At 61.8% G+C, this 17,934-nt stretch carries 17 protein-coding genes; 7 read left to right on the forward strand and 10 right to left on the reverse strand.

What is annotated here, in order from left to right:
- Positions 1-261 precede the first annotated feature (261 nt).
- On the forward strand, positions 262-1,080 hold the full coding sequence (locus J2W46_RS24770) for an alpha/beta fold hydrolase (RefSeq protein WP_310357069.1): 819 nt from the start codon (positions 262-264) through the stop codon (positions 1,078-1,080).
- A gap of 77 nt (positions 1,081-1,157) precedes the next feature.
- Here the strand turns inward: J2W46_RS24770 and J2W46_RS24775 are convergent, their stop codons facing one another.
- The 5 genes from J2W46_RS24775 to J2W46_RS24795 form a co-directional block, all read right to left on the reverse strand.
- Entirely contained in the window at positions 1,158-1,658 is a 501-nt protein-coding gene (locus J2W46_RS24775) for an FAD-dependent oxidoreductase (RefSeq protein WP_310357071.1), read from the reverse strand.
- On the reverse strand, positions 1,579-2,220 hold the full coding sequence (locus J2W46_RS24780; RefSeq protein WP_310357072.1) for an FAD-dependent oxidoreductase: 642 nt from the start codon (positions 2,218-2,220) through the stop codon (positions 1,579-1,581). The genes J2W46_RS24775 and J2W46_RS24780 overlap by 80 nt, the downstream gene beginning before the upstream one ends.
- A 220-nt stretch (positions 2,221-2,440) precedes the next feature.
- Entirely contained in the window at positions 2,441-3,211 is a 771-nt protein-coding gene (locus tag J2W46_RS24785) for an SDR family oxidoreductase (protein WP_310357074.1), read from the reverse strand.
- Between the two features lie 15 nt (positions 3,212-3,226).
- A complete protein-coding gene (locus J2W46_RS24790) occupies positions 3,227-4,198 on the reverse strand; it encodes a zinc-binding alcohol dehydrogenase family protein (RefSeq protein WP_310357076.1) in 972 nt (323 codons plus the stop codon).
- Between the two features lie 43 nt (positions 4,199-4,241).
- Positions 4,242-5,096: an alpha/beta fold hydrolase gene (locus J2W46_RS24795; RefSeq protein ID WP_310357077.1), complete on the reverse strand. Its 855-nt coding sequence runs from the start codon at positions 5,094-5,096 to the stop codon at positions 4,242-4,244.
- Positions 5,097-5,238: 142 nt separating this feature from the next.
- Between J2W46_RS24795 and J2W46_RS24800 the strand changes: the two genes are divergently transcribed.
- The 3 genes from J2W46_RS24800 (at position 5,239) to J2W46_RS24810 (ending at position 9,218) form a co-directional block, all read left to right on the forward strand.
- Positions 5,239-5,868 carry a CGNR zinc finger domain-containing protein gene (locus J2W46_RS24800; protein ID WP_310357080.1) on the forward strand — a complete coding sequence of 210 codons (630 nt, stop codon included), beginning with the start codon at positions 5,239-5,241 and terminating at the stop codon, positions 5,866-5,868.
- Between the two features lie 41 nt (positions 5,869-5,909).
- The gene (locus J2W46_RS24805; protein WP_310357081.1) at positions 5,910-6,587 is read left to right on the forward strand and encodes a haloacid dehalogenase type II; all 678 of its coding nucleotides are present in this window, start codon (positions 5,910-5,912) and stop codon (positions 6,585-6,587) included.
- 1,227 nt (positions 6,588-7,814) lie between these two features.
- Complete coding sequence (locus J2W46_RS24810; protein WP_310357083.1) at positions 7,815-9,218, forward strand: methyl-accepting chemotaxis protein; 1,404 nt, start codon at positions 7,815-7,817, stop codon at positions 9,216-9,218.
- A 252-nt stretch (positions 9,219-9,470) separates the two neighbouring features.
- Here J2W46_RS24810 and J2W46_RS24815 read toward each other — a convergent pair whose 3' ends face one another.
- The 5 genes from J2W46_RS24815 to J2W46_RS24835 all read right to left on the reverse strand — a co-directional run bounded on the left by J2W46_RS24815 (position 9,471) and on the right by J2W46_RS24835 (position 14,027).
- The gene (locus J2W46_RS24815; protein WP_310357085.1) at positions 9,471-9,746 is read right to left on the reverse strand and encodes a hypothetical protein; all 276 of its coding nucleotides are present in this window, start codon (positions 9,744-9,746) and stop codon (positions 9,471-9,473) included.
- 183 nt (positions 9,747-9,929) lie between these two features.
- Entirely contained in the window at positions 9,930-10,745 is an 816-nt protein-coding gene (locus tag J2W46_RS24820; RefSeq protein ID WP_131318980.1) for an ABC transporter permease subunit, read from the reverse strand.
- Positions 10,745-11,674, reverse strand: a complete 930-nt coding sequence (locus tag J2W46_RS24825) for an ABC transporter permease subunit (RefSeq protein ID WP_020070194.1) — start codon at positions 11,672-11,674, stop codon at positions 10,745-10,747. The genes J2W46_RS24820 and J2W46_RS24825 overlap by 1 nt, the downstream gene beginning before the upstream one ends.
- The gene (locus J2W46_RS24830) at positions 11,671-12,771 is read right to left on the reverse strand and encodes an ABC transporter ATP-binding protein (protein WP_251031782.1); all 1,101 of its coding nucleotides are present in this window, start codon (positions 12,769-12,771) and stop codon (positions 11,671-11,673) included. The genes J2W46_RS24825 and J2W46_RS24830 overlap by 4 nt, the downstream gene beginning before the upstream one ends.
- Before the next feature lie 155 nt (positions 12,772-12,926).
- Positions 12,927-14,027 carry a polyamine ABC transporter substrate-binding protein gene (locus J2W46_RS24835; protein WP_027804970.1) on the reverse strand — a complete coding sequence of 367 codons (1,101 nt, stop codon included), beginning with the start codon at positions 14,025-14,027 and terminating at the stop codon, positions 12,927-12,929.
- 559 nt (positions 14,028-14,586) lie between these two features.
- Between J2W46_RS24835 and J2W46_RS24840 the strand changes: the two genes are divergently transcribed.
- The 3 genes from J2W46_RS24840 to J2W46_RS24850 all read left to right on the forward strand — a co-directional run bounded on the left by J2W46_RS24840 (position 14,587) and on the right by J2W46_RS24850 (position 17,880).
- Positions 14,587-15,882, forward strand: coding sequence for an Nramp family divalent metal transporter (locus J2W46_RS24840; RefSeq protein WP_310357089.1), 1,296 nt, complete (start codon positions 14,587-14,589; stop codon positions 15,880-15,882).
- Between the two features lie 294 nt (positions 15,883-16,176).
- Entirely contained in the window at positions 16,177-17,514 is a 1,338-nt protein-coding gene (locus J2W46_RS24845; protein WP_310357092.1) for a phospholipase A, read from the forward strand.
- A gap of 162 nt (positions 17,515-17,676) precedes the next feature.
- Positions 17,677-17,880: a DUF1289 domain-containing protein gene (locus tag J2W46_RS24850; protein WP_020070188.1), complete on the forward strand. Its 204-nt coding sequence runs from the start codon at positions 17,677-17,679 to the stop codon at positions 17,878-17,880.
- The last annotated feature ends 54 nt before the right edge of the window (positions 17,881-17,934 follow it).

The raw sequence follows: 17,934 nt of genomic DNA on the forward strand, positions 1-17,934 counted from the left end.
CGCCCAGGAAGTTCTCACTGACGCGGCCACCGCATTCCGAGTGCTCAATCATAGGCCGATCCTTTTACTCGACGCATCTAGCGCGAGAAGCAAGGGCGCGGCGCCGAAGGACACGTAGAGATCCATCGCAGCGTCGCAGAGCGCGCTCCCGTCCCTCATTTGCGGATGCGCATGAAATAAAACTTCGCAAGAAGCCGCCGGCAGCTTTCTGCCTCGCGGAGCACTAACCCTTGAATCAATCTCTTATAGGAGGTAGCAGCGATGCCTACGATCACCACTCCGGACGGCGTAAAGATCTTCTACAAGGACTGGGGGTCCGGTCAGCCGATCATCTTCAGCCATGGCTGGCCCCTGTCTGCCGACGACTGGGACGCCCAGATGATGTTTTTCCTTCAACACGGCTACCGAGTAATCGCCCATGACCGGCGCGGGCACGGTCGGTCCGAGCAAGTCGGCACCGGCAACGACATGGACCACTGGGTCGCCGACCTCGCTGCGCTGACCGAACATCTCGACGTTCGCGACGCGATCCACATCGGGCATTCCACTGGCGGCGGCGAGGTGGCCCGTTACGTCGCCCGCCACCAGGAGCGGGTCGCCAAGGCCGTGCTGGTAGCGTCGTTGACGCCGAACATGGTGAAATCCGACGCTAACCCTGCAGGTCAGCCGCGGGAGTGGTTCGACGCGGTCAAGTCTGGCGTGCTTGGCAACCGGTCGGAGTTTTATCGGGCAGTCCCGGAGGGTCCGTTCTATGGATTCAACCGTCCGGGCGCCAAGCCGTCTGAGGCGGTGATTGCGAACTGGTGGCGGCAGGGGATGGGCGGCAGCGCCCAGGCCCACTACGAGACCGTATCCTCATGGCTGGAGGACTACACCGAAGATCTGAGGAAGATCACTGTGCCGGTACTTGTCATGCATGGCGAAGACGACCAGATCGTCCCGTTCGCCAGTTCGGTGCCTCGCGCGGTCGACGTGCTCGCCAACGGTGCGCTGAAGACGTACCCGGGCTTTCCGCACGGAATGCTGACCACCCACGCGGACGTCCTCAACCCCGACCTTCTGGAGTTCATCAAATCCTGACGGGACGCCAGCCCGAACCGGAACCGGGCAATTCGTGAGGCGCGCTCCGCGGTGCGCCACTCGACCTGGACGTCCGCTTACGGTTGGAGCAGGCACTGCCGACTGGCCGCTTCCAGGAAGCGAAATACCAGTGACCGCAGCCCGGCGATCATTGCAGTCTGCATCGCCGCGAGCACTTCGCCTGCTTCCGAGCCGATCATCGTGAAGCCGAGGATACGATCGTCATCCGCACCGACAAGCACTTTCATAAAGCCCTGCGTTTCGTCAGTCGCTTCGGTGCGCAGGACGTTGCTCATCGGTAGCGTTGCAATGCGCACGGCAAGCCCCAAGCGCATTGCCTCCGTTTCGTTTAGGCCGACGCGCGCTAGAGCCGGATCCGTGAACAGCGTGTATGGAACCAGCCGGTCACCCGTGCTGCGATATGCGCCCGCCATGTTGTCGCGCACGATCCGGAAATCGTCGACGGAGACATGCGTAAACTGCGGGCTTCCTGCCACCTCACCGATCGCCCAAACATCGACCGCCGATGTCTGAAGGCGATCGTTCACGCCAATATAGCCGCGCTCGTCGAATTGCACGCCCGCCAGTTCCAGGCCGATACCGGCTGTATTCGGCACGCGTCCCCGCCGCAACCAGAATGTCGCTGCCCTCCACGACCTGCTCGCCGGAAGGCGTCCGCACGACGACGCGCACCTGCATTCCAGAATGGCCTTCGACGCGGATCGTCTGCGCATCGAGTATCACGTCGATGTCTTCCGCCCGAAGGATGCGCAGCATCTCTTCGCCAATGTCCGCGTCCTCTCGGGCCATCAGGCGCGCGCCGCGCTCGACGACCGTCACGCGACTCCCGAACCGCCGATACGCCTGCGCCATCTCCACGCCGATGTAACCGCCGCCCAACACTATCAGATGCGGCGGCACGCGATCGAGCTCCAGCGCGCCGATGTGCGTCAGCGGGTCGGCCGCCTGCAGGCCGGGCACGTCCGGAATCGCGGCGTGCGTGCCGACGTTCACCACGACCTGATTACCGCCGAGCGTACGGGTGCCACCATCGTTGAGCCGCACTTCGATGGTCTTAGGCCCGACGAACCGACCGACGCCCATGATGAGTTCCGCGCCGCTCGACGCATACGCCTGCACGTGAAACGCGACCTCCCGCTCCACCATGCCTGCTAACGGATGAACGGATGGATCAATCGACGGTCGGAAAGTCGACGTCGGTATCGTTGATTCGATTGGCCTGCCGCGCGAATCATCGTTCACTTCGCTCGCTACATCGCGAGTTCCAATCCGGCTTTGGGCGCGATGTCGCGGTAAGCCCCAAAGGTCGGGCATCCGTCCGGCCTTTGGCTTCTTCCCTTCAGACCGATTTGACCTCGCCGCCGTCCATGCGCAGCGTGCTGCCGGTCATCCATTTGGCCGCGGGCGAGACAAGGAACGCCATCAACTCCGCGATTTCTTCCGGCGTGCCGTAACGCGCGATGCCGGCTTCTTCGGGGAAACGCGCCGTCGCTTCTTCCACGGTCATGTCGTGCAGGGGCGCCCAGTGCTCGAGATATGAGCGCCGGCGGCCGGTCATCACCGGGCCGGGAAGGACGCTATTGACTTGCACGCCATCCGCGATGCCGCGATCGGAAAACGCCTTCGCCAGCGCGACGATCGCCGCGTTGATCGTGCCGACGGCCGCATACGGCGCCTTCGGAAACAGCGCGGAGTTCCCCGACATCAGCACGACCGATCCGGACGACTGCTTGAGCGACCGCCATGCCGCGACCGTCAGCCTGCGTGCGCCGTGAAGCTTTAGCGCGAGGCCGGCGTCCCATTGTTCGTCGGTCATGTCGAACAGATCGATCTGGGGCACCGCGCCCGCGATATTGAGCAGCGCGTCAATGCGGCCGAACGCGGCGAGCGCTTCGTCGACGACGTGTTGCGCGGCTTCGGGCCGTGCGAGGTCGATGTCGATTGCGATCGTCTTTGCGCCGGCCTTCTGAACCGCGTCGGCGGTCTCTTCGAGATTGGCGCGATTACGTGCGACGAGCACGATCGAATGAAAATCGCGTGCGAGGCGGATCGCCGTCGAGCGCCCGATCCCCTGACTCGCGCCCGTGACGATGGCGGCTTTAGTGGACATGTGGTTTCTCCCGGCTCAATGAACGACGACCATCTTGCCGTTCGCTTCGTTGGCTTCCATCACGCGATGGGCTTCGTGAATCTCGTCGAACGAGAACACGCGCGAGGGCTTCGCATTGAAACGGCCCGCCGCGATATCCGCTGCAATGGACTGCAGCGGCACATCCGAAAGCGGAAAGCCCGGCGTGCCGAACACGAAGCTCCCGAAGAAGGTCAGATACACGCCGCTCGACATCTGCAGGAGCGGGTTGAAATCCGGGATCGGCGCCAGTCCGCCGAGCCAGCCCGCAAGGCACGCGCGCCCGCCGCGTCGGAGCATCGCGAGCGAATCGAGAATCGTGCTGTTGCCGACGAGGTCGAGCACGGCATCGATATGCTTCGCTCCCGCGATCCGCTTGCTGAGGTCCGGCCCTTCGAGTTCGACGCGCGACACGCCCATTCCTTCGAGCTTCGCGAAGCGCTCGCGGCTGCGTGTCGTGGCGATCACTTTCGCACCCGCGTTGACGGCGAGATTCACCGCCGCTTGCCCCAACGACGACGTTGCGCCGCGAATCACCACGGTTTGTCCTTCCTTGATTTCAAGGTTGCGGAACAGGGTCGTCCACGCCGTCGCATAGCTTTCGGGAATCGCCGCGAGTTCGGCCCATGGCAGGTCGGATTCGATCAGCGCGACATTCGACGCCGGCGCGCGCGTGAACTCCGCATAGCTCCCGTTGATGGTGCGCCCGAGCCCGCCCATCAGCGCGGCCACTTTCGCGCCGACGGGAAACTCGCCGCCCGGGCACGACTTCACGATGCCCACGCATTCGATGCCGCTCACCTTCGCCGCTTCGGCCCATTCGCCGCGCCGCATGTGCATCTCGGCGTGATTGATGCCGAATGCCTTGATCTCGATGACGACATGCCTTTCCAGCGGTTCCGGCTCCGGAATCTCCGCATAGACGAGGCTGTCGAGACCGCCGAATTTTTCGAGGACCATTGCACGCATGATGTTCTCCTTTGGTAGATGAACGCGGTGATGTGACTGCGCTTTAGTCAGCGAGGAATTTGTTGATGGCTGCCGCGATCTGCGCCGCGTGCGTTTCGAGCGCGAAGTGGCCCGTGTCGAAGAAGCGCACATCCGCATGCGGAATGTCGCGCTTGAATGCTTCCGCGCCCGGCGGCATGAAGAACGGATCGTTCTTGCCCCACACGGCGAGGAATTTCGGTTGATGCTCACGGAAGTACGCCTGGAACGCAGGATAGAGCGCGACATTGCTGCGGTAATCGCCGAACAGATCGAGCTGCACTTCGTGCGCGCCGGGACGGCTCATGTAGTAGTCGTCGAGCGAGTAGCCGTCAGGCGAAACAGCAGACTCGTCATGCACGCCCTGCGTGTATTGCCACTTCGTCGTTTCCTTCGTGAGGAACGGGCGCAGTGCATCGCGATTGGCCTGCGTCTGCTCCTGCCAGTAGGCGCGGATCGGATTCCAGCCGTCGCTCAGTCCTTCCTCATACGCGTTGCCGTTCTGCGAAACGATGGCCGTGATGCGCTCCGGATGCTTCAGCGCAAGGCGGAAACCCGTCGGCGCGCCGTAATCGAAGACATAGACGGCGTACCGATCGAAGCCAATCATCTCCGTAAAGCGGTCGATGACGCCGGCGATGTTCTCGAAGGTGTACGTGAAGCTGTCGCGGCCCGGCATGTCGGAGAGACCGAAGCCCGGAAGGTCCGGCGCGACGATATGAAAGCGGTCGGCCAGTAGTGGAATCAGGTCGCGAAACATGTGGCTGGAACTCGGAAAGCCGTGTAGCAAGAGCAGCTTCGGCGCGTCTGCAGGACCGGCTTCGCGATAGAACACATTCAAGCCGTCGACGTCGATATGGCGATGAGCGATGGTGGACATGGTCGTTTCTCCGGGGGTGAAGTGGTTCGTCTAGTAACCTCTAAAACAGAGTTGATAAGGTTACAAAGCGAAGAGGTAACTTGTCAAGATGTGTTTTGGCGGTTACGATGAAGTCATCGTAGAAACACGGCTGGCTAAAAAAATGGAATACCGCTCACTCCCCGCGATCTTCGTGGCCGATGCGCCCGGCCTCGATTTCCTCAACTCGATCGCGACGCCGGTCGACGAACCCGTCGACTGGATCGCGGACGGCGAAGGCCTTCTGTCATGGCTCGAACAGGCGCAACTGGTGCCTGCCGAGGTGCTCGCGCACATGCGTTCGCAAACCGCGCCCGCCGAGTTGGTCGAGATCGCGGCCAAGGCGCGCGGCCTGCGCGAATGGTTCAGATCGTTCGTGCAGAAGAGAAAGGGGCGGCCGCTCGCGGCGAAGGATCTGAGCGAACTCGAAGCGTTGAATGGCGTGCTGCAGCGCGACGAACAGCACGGCGCGATTGTCGCGGACGGGAGCGCGCCGAGCGGGCTTGCATTCACGATGCAACGCCGCTACTCGACGCCCGAGTCGCTGCTGATGCCGATCGTCGAGACGCTGGCGAAGCTCGTGTGCGAACAGGACTTCACGTACGTCAAGGCTTGCGAGGGCCCGAAGTGCACGTTGCTGTTCGCCGATCACACGCGCGGACATGCACGCCGCTGGTGCAGCATGGCCATCTGCGGGAATCGCGCGAAGGTGGCCGCGCATCGCGCGCGGCTCAGGGAAGGAAAGGGCGGTTGAGCCCTACGGTTCGATCCGGATGTTCAATGGAAGGAGAGAGCATGGATTACGTCAGGGCGATTGCGTTCGATCTCTACGGCACGCTGTTCGACGTGCATTCGGTCATCGATCAGTGCGAGCAGCGGTATCCGGCACGCGGGCGCGAGATCAGCACGATCTGGCGGCAAAAGCAGCTCGAATACACGTGGCTGCGCAGCCTGATGAATCGCTACGTCACTTTCGAGCAGGCGACGGAAGATGCATTGCGGTATACGGCGCGGCATCTGAAGTTCGATCTGGACGATGAGACGAAGGCGGCACTTTGCGATGCGTATTTGAAGCTGCGGCCCTTTCCCGAGGTGCCGGAGACGCTCTCGCGGCTCAGGGAGCGCGGCCTCGGGCTCGCGATTCTCTCGAACGGCTCGCCGCATTCCATCGGCTCGGTGGTCGGCCATGCGGGATTGCGCAATCGATTCGATCATCTGCTGAGCGTCGATCCTGTGCGCATCTACAAACCGCACGATCGCGCCTACGAACTTCCTGAATCGGCATTCGGTCTTTCGCGCGCGTCGATTCTCTTCGTCTCGTCGAATGCGTGGGACGCAACCGGCGCGCGCCATTTCGGCTTTCCGACTGCGTGGGTCAATCGCAGCGGCAATACGTTCGAGGAAATGGGGCAAAGGCCGGACTGGGAACTGTCCGGCCTCGATGCGTTGCTCGATCTCTTTGACAAGGCGTAATCAGGCTCGGTTGCGCGCTGCTTGCGTCATCACCGCGGCGAAGTTCGCTATCTAGCATTCGCTTACAAGTCCTTCTTGTCCGTGACATCCGGATAGCAGGCGCCACGAAGTGACGCTCGGTCGGTGATGCGTTCGGCCACTGAGCGCATCGATGGCCGCGGGACACGGCGGCATCCCACCTCATGTCACACGTTGCTGGCAGCGTATCGGCTTTCGAAGACAGAACTAGCTCACCGACGATGAGGAAAGCAGCTGACGAGATAACCACGCTAGCGTGGTGGGGTAATAAGGACCGGAAACATCCGTTTCACGCGTGCGCCCCAACTTGCGCAGCCAGCAAAACTTACTTTTTGGCAGTTGGCAGAGGTGCTCCTAGATCTGCATTGACGCGCGTGGCATTTGCCGCGTTGATTGCGTTCCAGCTGTAGACGGGGGCGACGTTGTTGTTTGTGCTGAGGTTCCCGTTCGGCTTAGTGGCGTTCGACGTAGTGCCGTTCGATGTACATCGCGAGCGCCGTAGCGGCTGCGCGCGACGTACATGCCGCGCGCAGCCGCAACGGCGGGAATTGGCCGCGTAGCCGACGTTCGAACGTCCATCCGAGAGCGCCAGCGAGTGGCTGCAAGTGGCCGTTTGTGTGAAGTCGCGAACGTCCGCTTATGAGCACTCCGGTTCTCAAAGACTCCTTGCAGCCGACTGACCGGTTCGGAGAAGGTCAACTGACCGAAATGGGTCGGTTTGAGTCGGTCGGACACCGCACGACCCACATCCGCGATCACGTCACTGCCCTGCTGGTCATGTACCAGCAACTTGGCGTCTTCTAATAGCAGATAAATCGCCCCGCCGTCGATTCGCCGAACGGACAATCCCGGCAGTCACCAATCCAGTCTTTCCACTCTCACGAACTCCGCTCCCCCCGCACACCCCTACCCCCCACCCCCAAGAAAGCGCAACAAGCTCCAAAGAAACTTGCAGAGCATGACGAGCAGCTCCCACAAATGATAAAGCTGTTGCCAGCCCGAAACGCGCGCTAAGGAGTCGTACATCGTTACCGTCGAAAAAAGGGATGGTCGCGGCCGCACACCTGATTGCGGCTGTCGCGACGCCAAACCGCACATGATAGCGACTGCGGGATACCCCGTATCAAGTCCACCGAAAGCCAGCCGTAAACGCGTTGAGAAGACGCTGTGCGCCATCTGCCAGCGCCGTTAGCGTCAAAGGAGACATCCATGTCGCGTTTCAGCTTTCGCCGGCCGGCCCGCTCCGAGGCGGTGGTCGGCGATATTGCCTCGCAGGCGGGAAAACTCGGTATCGAAATTTGCGATGTGTCCGGCCACGTCGATGAAGTCGCCGCGCGCGTGCAGCATCAGGCTCAAGTCTGCAAGGCGTTGCGCGAGTCCGCAGCGCAGACGCTCGCGGGCAATCATCGGATCGCGACCGCTGCGCGAGGCATGCGCGAAGTCTCGGCGCATGCGGCAACCGGCGTGCAGGAATCGCAGGAGACGCTGGAGGCATCGCTCGCCGACATTCACGGCCTGGTGGAAGGCGTGACCGTGATCGAAAGCCAGATCGGCGCGCTGCGCAGCGCGCTTGCACACGTGAGCCGCGTCTCGGAGGAAATCTCCTTGATCGCGCGGCAGACGCATCTGCTCGCGCTGAACGCCGCGATCGAAGCGGCGCGCGCTGGCGAGTCCGGCCGCAGTTTCGCCGTCGTGGCGGCCGAGGTGAAAAATCTGTCGGCAAAGACCGCGCAGGCAACCGGTCAGATCGAGACGACGCTCGCGCAACTCACGCAGCAGACCGAGCAGTTGATCAACGAAGGCTCGGTGAACACCGAGCGAGCGCACCGGGTGCGTGAGGGCACGCGCAAGATCGGCGACGTCGTGCATGCGACGGGCGACGCCATCGCGCATCTGAACAACGAGGCGGAGCAGATCGCGGCATTGACCGGCGAGATCGAAACGCAGTGCGACGGACTCGAGGCGCAAGTACTCGAAATGGCGACCGGTGTCGAAGATTCGAGCGAGAACTTCGCGCAGGCGAAGAATCGTCTCGGCAACTTGCTGGGCGTGTCGGAGACGTTGATCGAGTTGACAGCGGCGGCGGGCGTCGAAACCGCTGACACACGCTTTATTGAAGCCGTGCAGGAGGCTGCCGCCAAGGTAAGCAAGGTATTCGAGGCGGCTGTCGCGCGCGGCGAGATTTCTCTCGACGATCTTTTCGATCAACACTACGTGCCCGTGCCGGGCACTAATCCGCAACAGTTCATGACGCGTTTCACTGCGTTCACCGACCGCGTTTTGCCGGCGATTCAGGAGCCGTTACTCGATCTCGATCCACGCGTGGCGTTCTCTGCGGCAATCGACGTGCGCGGTTACCTGCCGACACACAATCTGAAGTTCTCCTTGCCGCAACGCGACGATGTCGTCTGGAACATGGCCAATTGCCGCAACCGGCGCATTTTCAATGACCGGACGGGAATTGCTGCCGGATCGCATACGAAGAAGTTTCTGCTTCAGACTTATCGGCGCGATATGGGAGGCGGAGAGTTCGTTTTAATGAAAGATGCGTCGGCGCCGGTTTTCGTCCGTGGACGGCATTGGGGCGGAGTCAGGATCGGGTATAGGGTCTAGGTGGTGGTTTGGGTTTTTAGCCTTGTCAGTCGGTGAACGCGGACCATGACCCGCAGACAACTAACTCTGCGGGGCGGGCGCAGACGCTCATGGGGACGACCGCAACCGGGCTCAGCACTGACTCAAAACTGCGCAGTCATTTGGAATCCGGCCGTCACGCGCTCGGTCGAGGAAGCCCACGGCCAGGGACCGCGCAGGCGCACCCGGACGATTGACCGAACACCGTTCGGTCAATCGTCGGACTTGGGCCTGCTAGTCTTCTGACGGCCTTTCTATCGGATGCTGCGTCAAATTCAGGTGCTGTCTAACTTCCGGCCGACCTGCTGCAATCACATTAAGCATTGCAACTCCCAGTTGCCGTGCCAGTTCATCGTCAAACCGGAATTCCTCATCATCGAGGAAAAACGGCACCGCCATCTTTCTCTCAATGAGCGGAGCCACTAGAACCGAGTCCACGGCTTGCATCGTCAATTGCCGCGGTTCGTCGGTATAGGTCAGCACAACGGTGTACGGTGGGTGATTAATCATTAATATGCCCTGCCTTGCTGGTATCGCTCAAAAGCGTTCTCCCCACAGGTCTGACGAGAGTGGGGGCCTGCACTGTCGATGTTGAAAAAGTTTGCGGATAGTTCTTTAGAATCTGCCGCATTGGCGAGAAAGGCTGCGTATGGTTCCAGCACCGACGAAAGCACAATCGAAAATCATAAAACCCTAGGCAACCTGCACCCTCCTCCTCTCCGCCCGCTGCATAAAATAATTAACCGCCACGACCCCAACGGACACCACCGCAATAAACAGCGTCGCCAACGCATTCATCTCCGGATTCAAGCCGAGCCGGACGCGCGAGAAAACCACCAGCGGCAAAGTCGTCGACCCAGGCCCCGACAGGAACGCGGACAAAACCAGATCGTCGATCGACAACGTGAACGACAACAACCACCCCGACACCAGCGCCTGCGAAATCAACGGCAACGTGATCGAGAAAAACACGCGAAGCGGCGTCGCCCCGAGATCGAGCGCCGCTTCCTCCAGCGAAGGATGCAACTCCTTCACGCGCGACTGCACGATGATCGCCACGTACGAAATGCACAGCATCACGTGTCCGATCCAGATCGTGAATATGCCGCGCCCGGCCGGCCATCCGAGCCACTTCGCCATTTCGATAAACAGCAACAGCAACGAAATACCCTGAATCACCTCAGGAATCACCAGCGGCGCATTGATCATGCCGGTATAAAGCGTGAAGCCGCGAAACCGCCCCATGCGCGCGAGCACGAAGCCCGCCCATGTGCCGATAATCACCGACGCAAACGCCGTCAGCACCGCCACCCTCAACGAGAGCCACGCCGCAGCGATCAACTCGTCGTCCTGCAATAACGCCGCGTACCAGCGCGTCGAAAAGCGCGTCCATACGGTGACCAGTTGCGATTCGTTGAACGAATAGACGATCAGACTGACAATGGGCACATACAGAAACAGAAAGCCCAACGCCAACGCGGTGAACTGCAAAATCCGGTTCGGCTTCATTAGCGTCGTTCCTCCATTGCCTTCGCCTGCGCATACTGGAAAAACGCCATCGGCACCAACAGCAGCAGCACCATTGCACACGTCACAGCGGAAGCCATCGGCCAGTCCGCATTGTCAAAGAACTCATTCCACATCACGCGGCCGATCATCAGCGTATTCGCGCCGCCTAACAACTCGGGAATGACGTACTCGCCCACCGCCGGAATAAACACGAGAAGGCAACCGGCGATAATGCCATTCTTCGAGAGCGGCAACGTAATTTGCCAGAACGCTTTCCAGGGCTTCGCGCCGAGGTCGTATGCGGCCTCCAGCAAAGTCATGTCCATTTTCACCAGGTGCGCATACAGAGGCATCACGAGAAACGGCAGATACGAATACACCATGCCGATATAGACGGCGGTATTGGTGTGATACAGCTCGATCGGCGAATGAATCAGACCGATCGACATCAGGAAATTATTCAGCAAGCCGTTGTTCTTCAGAATGCCGATCCACGCATAAACGCGAATCAGGAACGACGTCCAGAACGGCAGCATCACGGCCATCATCAGCAGATTGCGACGCGCCGGATCCGAACGCGCGATGTAATAGGCCATCGGATAGCCGATAAGCAGACACAGCAGCGTCGAGATCGCAGCAACCACCACCGAATTCACATACGTCGCAAAGTACAGGCTGTCCGTGACGAGAAACGCGTAATGCGACAGGTCGAGCTTGAGGTTGATTGCGCCGTCCACGAAACTCGTCAGTTCGGTGTACGGCGGAATGCCGAGCTGCAGATCGGCAAAGCTGATCTTGACGACCAGTAGAAACGGCACGAGAAAAAACAGCAGCAGCCAGACGAACGGACCGGCCACGACCGCGGTGCGGCCAGTCAGGTTGAAGCGCCGCACCGGCCAGTTGACCAACGAATTGAACTGGCGCTTCATGACGTGAGCACCACACCGGCCGAAGCGCTCCAGCGCACGTACACCTCGTCGCCCCAGGTCGGCGGATCGATCTCGGTGAGCGCGAGGCTCGTCACATTGGCGATCACCGTTTTGCCGCTGTCGAGCTTAACGTGGTACAGCGAATAGCCGCCCATGTAAGCGATATTGGTGACGACGCCCTTGCCCCAGTTGTATGCGCCCTCAGGCGGCTTACGCGTCAGCGCAATGCGCTCCGGCCGCACGGAAATCGTCACCGGCATGCCGAGCGGACCGGTAATGCCGTGATTGACATACAGGCGGCAAGTGAGATCGGGCGTTTCGATAAAGACGTGATCGGGCTCGTCTTCGACCGTATGTCCTTCGAACAGATTCGTCGAGCCGATGAACTCCGCCGAAAAGCGGCTATTCGGATACTCGTACACCTCGTGCGGCGTGCCGAGCTGCACGATCTCGCCTTCGCTCATCACGGCGAGGCGCCCCGCCATCGTCATGGCTTCTTCCTGATCGTGCGTCACCATGATGCAGGTCACACCGACCGAGTCGAGAATGTTGACAAGTTCAATCTGCGTGCGTTGACGGATCTGTTTGTCGAGCGCGGACATCGGCTCGTCGAGCAGCAACAGCTTGGGCCGCTTCACGAGAGAGCGCGCCAGCGCGACACGTTGCTGCTGTCCGCCCGAAAGCTGATGCGGCTTGCGGTTTGCGAAGCGGCCCATCTGCACGAGTTCGAGCGCAGTCTGCACGCGGTCCTTCAATTCCGCCTTGGGCACGCCTTCCTGCTTCAGACCGAACGCGACGTTCGATTCGACCGTCATATGCGGAAAAAGCGCATACGACTGAAACATCATGTTGACCGGCCGGCGATACGGCGGCAGTTGCGCAAGGTCCTCGCCGTCGATCAGGATCTTGCCGGAGGTCACGGTCTCGAGTCCGGCCAGCATACGCAGCAACGTGGACTTGCCACAGCCGGAACTGCCGAGCAGCGCGAACAATTCGCCCTTCTTCACCGACAGGTTGACCTGCTTGACCGCCACGGTCTCGCCGAATTTTTTCACGACGTCGACGATCTGCACGAAGTTCTCGGCTGCGTCGTTCATCGCGGCGTTGCCGCCAGCGGACGGCGCGGCCTCCCGGTCCAGCGCGCCCGACTGCTCACTACTCATCACAATGCTTTACTCCGGCGTTTGACGAACAAAGCCCCCGGTGGACACCGAGGGCTTCTTGATGATGCTTACCCATTCACCCGGCCGGGTTAGCGGCCGGACTTGAACTCGGTCCAGAGCCGCGTCTGCAGCCGCTGGACTTCAGGCGGCAGCGGCTTGAGCAGGAACAACGTCTTGATGACGTCGGGCGGCGGGTAGACAGCCGGATCGTTCGCGACGTCCTTGTCCACGTACTTGCGCGCTTCGAGATTCGCGCTCGGATAGTAGACGGCGTTGGTGATCGCGGCGTGGACCTGCGGCGTTTCGATGTAGTTGATCCACTCCAGCGCGGCTTCCTTGTGCTTCGCGTCTTTCGGAATCGCCATCACGTCGAACCACACGGGCGCGCCGCCCTTCGGAATGTAGTACTCGATCTTGTACGCTTTCTTCGCTTCGATCGCGCGATGCTTGGCGATCACGACGTCGCCGGACCAGCCGTATGCGAAGCACACGTCACCGCCGACCAGGTCGTTGATATAACCCGACGAGTTGAACTGCGTGATGTACGGACGGATCTTCTTGAGCATGGCGAGCGCGGCGCGGTAGTCGGCCGGGTTCGTGCTCATCGGATCCTTGCCGATGTAGTGCAGCGCGGCGGCGAACATCTGATCCGGCGCGTCGAGCACGGACACGCCGCACGCCTTCAGCTTCGAGATGTTTTCCGGCTTGAACAGAATGTCCCAGTTATCCAGCGGCACGTTCTTGCCGAGGATCTGCTGCGCCTTCGTGACGTTGTAGCCAAGTCCGGTCGTGCCATAAGCCCAAGGCACCGTGAACTTGTTGTCCGGATCCGCGCCCGCGACGAGCGACATCAGCGAAGGGTCGAGGTACTTCAGGTTCGGCAGTTTCGATTTGTCGAGCGGCGAGAAGATGCCCGCTGCGATCTGTTTGCCCGCGTAATTGCTCGTCGGCACGACGATGTCGTAACCGGAATTGCCGGTCAGAAGCTTGGCTTGCAGCGTGTCGTCGCTGTCGTAGTTGTCGTATTTGACCTGGACGCCGGTCTGCTTGGTGAAGTTCGGAATGGTGTCCTTGGCGATGTAATCGGACCAGTTATACACGTTGAGCTGCGTATCCTTCGCTGCCGCCGTCAGCCACGGCGCCGCGCACAAGACCAGCGCAGCCACTTGCCCCACTACCCGTCTTTTCATCCCGTTCTCCGATCCTGACCGGTCCGAACCGGCCGTCCTCACGCATGCCGCGGCGCGGTGCGAACGCAGCGCCCCACGGCTCCCCTGAAAAACCCGAAAACTACCACCAATTATTGCGCGGTCCAAAAAAAACGCCGCATTGTCGCGCAAACGGTACAGCGTATGCCGCGCCGCCGGAAAATGGGCGCAATTTTAGCGGGTTATGAGCGCGTGTCTACCCGAAAAAAACCCCGGCGCGCGGCACGCTGCGAAGTTGCCGCCGGAGTAAGGCTGCGGGCCGGCCAGCGCGGGCGCTTGGCGCCGCCTGGCCGGACGCCGCAATGCCGCTGGCTTTACGCCGACATCGCCCGACGGCGCAATGCCGTGCGACGGAGCACAATGGCTGACAGGCGCAGATCGCGACGGCTGACTCCCGGTAGCGTGCGTGCGGGCGCCCGCGAGACCCGGCAGCGCGCGGCAAGCCTCTCTGCGAGGCTCGCCGCGTGGCAGGCTCGGGGCTCACACAAGCCCCGCGGGCACGGGCCTTGCGGAAACAGGCAGTCTTTGACCTCAGGCATCCATGAACACCAATCCGTTCGCGCTGCGCCCTAACCGCCGTCGACGTCTACCCGAAAAAGGACCCGCGCACTGGTTCTCGTTCGTCGGCGCCGGGGCGCTGATCGCGGTCGGCTATATCGATCCCGGCAACTGGGCCACGGCGCTCGGCGCGGGCGCCGGCTATGGCTATCAGTTGCTGGGCATGGTCGTGCTCGCGAGCATGATGGCAATGCTGCTGCAATGGCTGTCGTCGCGCCTGGGCGTCGTAACCGGGCGCGACCTCGCGCAGGTTTGCCGCGAACATTCGGGGCGGCGCCGCACGATCTTTCTGTGGCTGACGAGCGAGGTCGCGATCATCGCCTGCGACGTCGCCGAGGTCGTCGGCAGCGCCGTCGCGCTGCAATTGCTACTGGGAGTGTCGCTGACTGTCGGTGTGCTGATGTCGGCTGTCTGCACATTCGCGCTGCTCGCGCTTCAGCAGAAAGGCGGCCGCAAGCTGGAAGCGGTGATCGCGGCGCTGATCGGTTTCGTCGGCTTGTGCTTCGTGATCGAACTGGCGCTCGCGCGGCCCGACTGGCATGCGGCGCTGGCGGGCACGGCGCCGAGCCTCGAGCTATTGCGCAACGCGGGGATGGTGTGGCTCGCGGCGGGCATCGTCGGCGCGACGGTGATGCCGCACAACCTCTATTTGCACTCGTCGCTCGTCAAGCATCACGCGCCCGACAGCAGCGACGCGCAGATCAAGGCCGCGTTGCATGTCGTCAATATCGACACCATCGGCTCGCTCCTCTTTGCCTTCGTGATCAATGCGGCGCTGCTGATCGTCGCGGCGGCCGTCTTTCATGCGAGCGGCCATCGCGACGTCACCGATCTGGCGGACGCTCACCGCCTGATTGCGCCGCTGCTGGGCACGCACTGGGCCGGGATTCTGTTCGCTTCGGCGCTGCTGGCATGCGGCCTGAGCGCGACCGTGACCGGCACGCTGGCGGGCCAGGCGGTCATGGAGGGCTTCCTGCAACTGCGCCTGCCGCGCTGGAAACGCGCGCTGCTCACGCGCGCGCTGGCGATCGGACCGGCGCTGGTGGCCGTGACGATGTACGGCCAGGAGGGCTCCAACCAGTTGCTGGTCGCAAGCCAGGTCGTGCTGAGCCTGCAATTGCCGCTGGCGGTCGTACCGTTGATCCGTTACGCATCGGATGCACGTCTGATGCGCGGCTGGCGAGTGCACGGCGTAGCGCTGGTGCTGGCGTGGATGTCGGCCACCTTCATCATCATGCTCAACGGAGCACTGCTGTGGCAGGTCGCGTTCGGCAATTGAGGGCGCCTCGGCGTTAGACCCGCTTGTGATGCAAATTCGCCGACGGTTGCAGTCAAGTTGTAAATAATCTTTTAGTATTTCAACCTGTGCGGCGCCGCCGATTGCCGAGCCGCCGCACCGTGCTGCTGTGAATCACGGTGGCTGCCTGCGGTTCTCGTAGCCGCCCGGCAGCCATTCTTTTGCCACCTCCTCGCCTCTCGCATCGACGCGGCGGCGAAAGCAGGCGCCGCGCTTGATCTCATTCGAGACGCGCCGCGCCGTTTCGCTCGCAGCCTCGCTCCTGGACGACAGCCCATGCACCTTGTTGCTTCATTCGACCGTTTTGCTCGCCGCATCTTCGTGACGATTCGCCGCGCTCATCTCTTTCCACGCCGCAACAGACTCACACTGGCTTTCGCCGTCTTCGCATTGTCAGGCGCGTTGCCGGGCGAGGCTGCCGCCACAGTCGCGATGCTGCAGCCCGCGCGCATCGCGGCGGCCCGTGAGCCGTTGCAGCTTACGCTGCTCTATTCCGCCGACGACGGCCACCCATTAACCGTCACCGTGCCGCAAACCTTGCGCGTGAATCTGACCGGCGGCGAACAAGCGCCGCAGCCGCTCGAACTCGCGCGGGAAGCGGGCGTGCCCGACACGCTGCGCCTGCGGCCGGGGCAGTTTCGTAAAGTGCGTTTTTCAGCGCCGTGGCCGGAATCGGCGCGCGGCGAGATGCGTATCGATCCGGTCGGCTTCGATGCATCGCCGGCGCTCGTCGTGATAAATCGCGGTCCGCAGCAGGAGGCGATTGCGCAGGCCGAGCGCAGCGAGAGCGAGGCCAGCACGCCTGCGCAAGCCGCGGCGACGGCGGCGGCGCTCGACGGCCCCACGGGCGACGCCATCTCGCCGCCCGGCGACTCTCTGTCGACCACCGGACGCGGCGTGTTCGCGCACGTCTCCTACTACGAGCCGATGTACTTCGCCGTCGGCCACAACGGCGACACCAACGCGCGGCTGCAACTGAGCTTCAAGTATCGATTGCGCATTCCCGACGACCTGCGCTCGAAGGCGTTCATCGACAACCTGTACTTCGCGTACACGCAGACGTCGATATGGGATCTGTCCGCCGAATCCCGGCCGTTCCGCGACACCACCTACTCGCCGCAACTGTTCTACTACGTGCCGGACACGGGCTGGCGCAGTCCGCTCTTTACGCGGATGGGCTTCGCCGCAGGCGTCGCGCATGAATCGAACGGCAAGGGTGGAGCCGATTCGCGCAGCATCAACATGCCGTTCATCCGCCCGACGTGGGAATTCGGCGATCTGACGGCCAACCATCTGACGGTGTCGCCGAAAATCTACTATTACTTCGGCAAGGAAAGTAACCCCGACATCGCGGACTATCGGGGCTATGTCGATCTGCTCGTCAAGTACGGCAGCCCGGACGGCTGGCAGCTTGCGACCACGCTGCGCAAAGGCACCAAGCACTGGTACGGCAGCGTGGATACGCAGTTCACCTATCCGCTCGCAAAGCTGCTGGGCAGCGCGTGGGGCGGCTACTTATGGATCGGCTACTTCAACGGCTACGGCGAAGACCTGCTCGACTACAACAACCGTCAGCACTGGATGGCGCGCATCGGTTACAGCATTGCGCGGTGACACTGTGGAGGAGGCAGCGGCGCGTGTGGGCCGCTGTGCTTGTCGATACGCTAGCCGACGTGCAACTGACTGCACTTTTCGATACGCTGCACGGCTCGGCGGGCCTCATGCTTCGTATCGGTTAACATAGCGGAACTCCGCTTCCCTGCTGCAAGGTTTCCGATGGCTTCCAATCTCCACGCTCTTCCCGACAGCCCGTGCATCGGCGTGTGTTCCACGCTGTTCGACGACATCTGCAAAGGCTGCGGCCGCACCGCTGGCGAAGTGTCGAACTGGGTTTTTCTCAGCGACGAAGAAAAGCGGGCCGTGTGGGTACGCATCGAGCAGGAAGGCACAGCCATGCGCTTTCAGAACGACAAGCTTTGAAACTTCGCCGGAATAGTCATGCAGAATGTTCCGGCAAAGCTCGCTTGATGCCGG

Origin of the sequence: Paraburkholderia strydomiana (assembly GCF_031456815.1) — a bacterium.
GTDB classification, from domain to species: Bacteria; Pseudomonadota; Gammaproteobacteria; order Burkholderiales; family Burkholderiaceae; genus Paraburkholderia; species Paraburkholderia caledonica.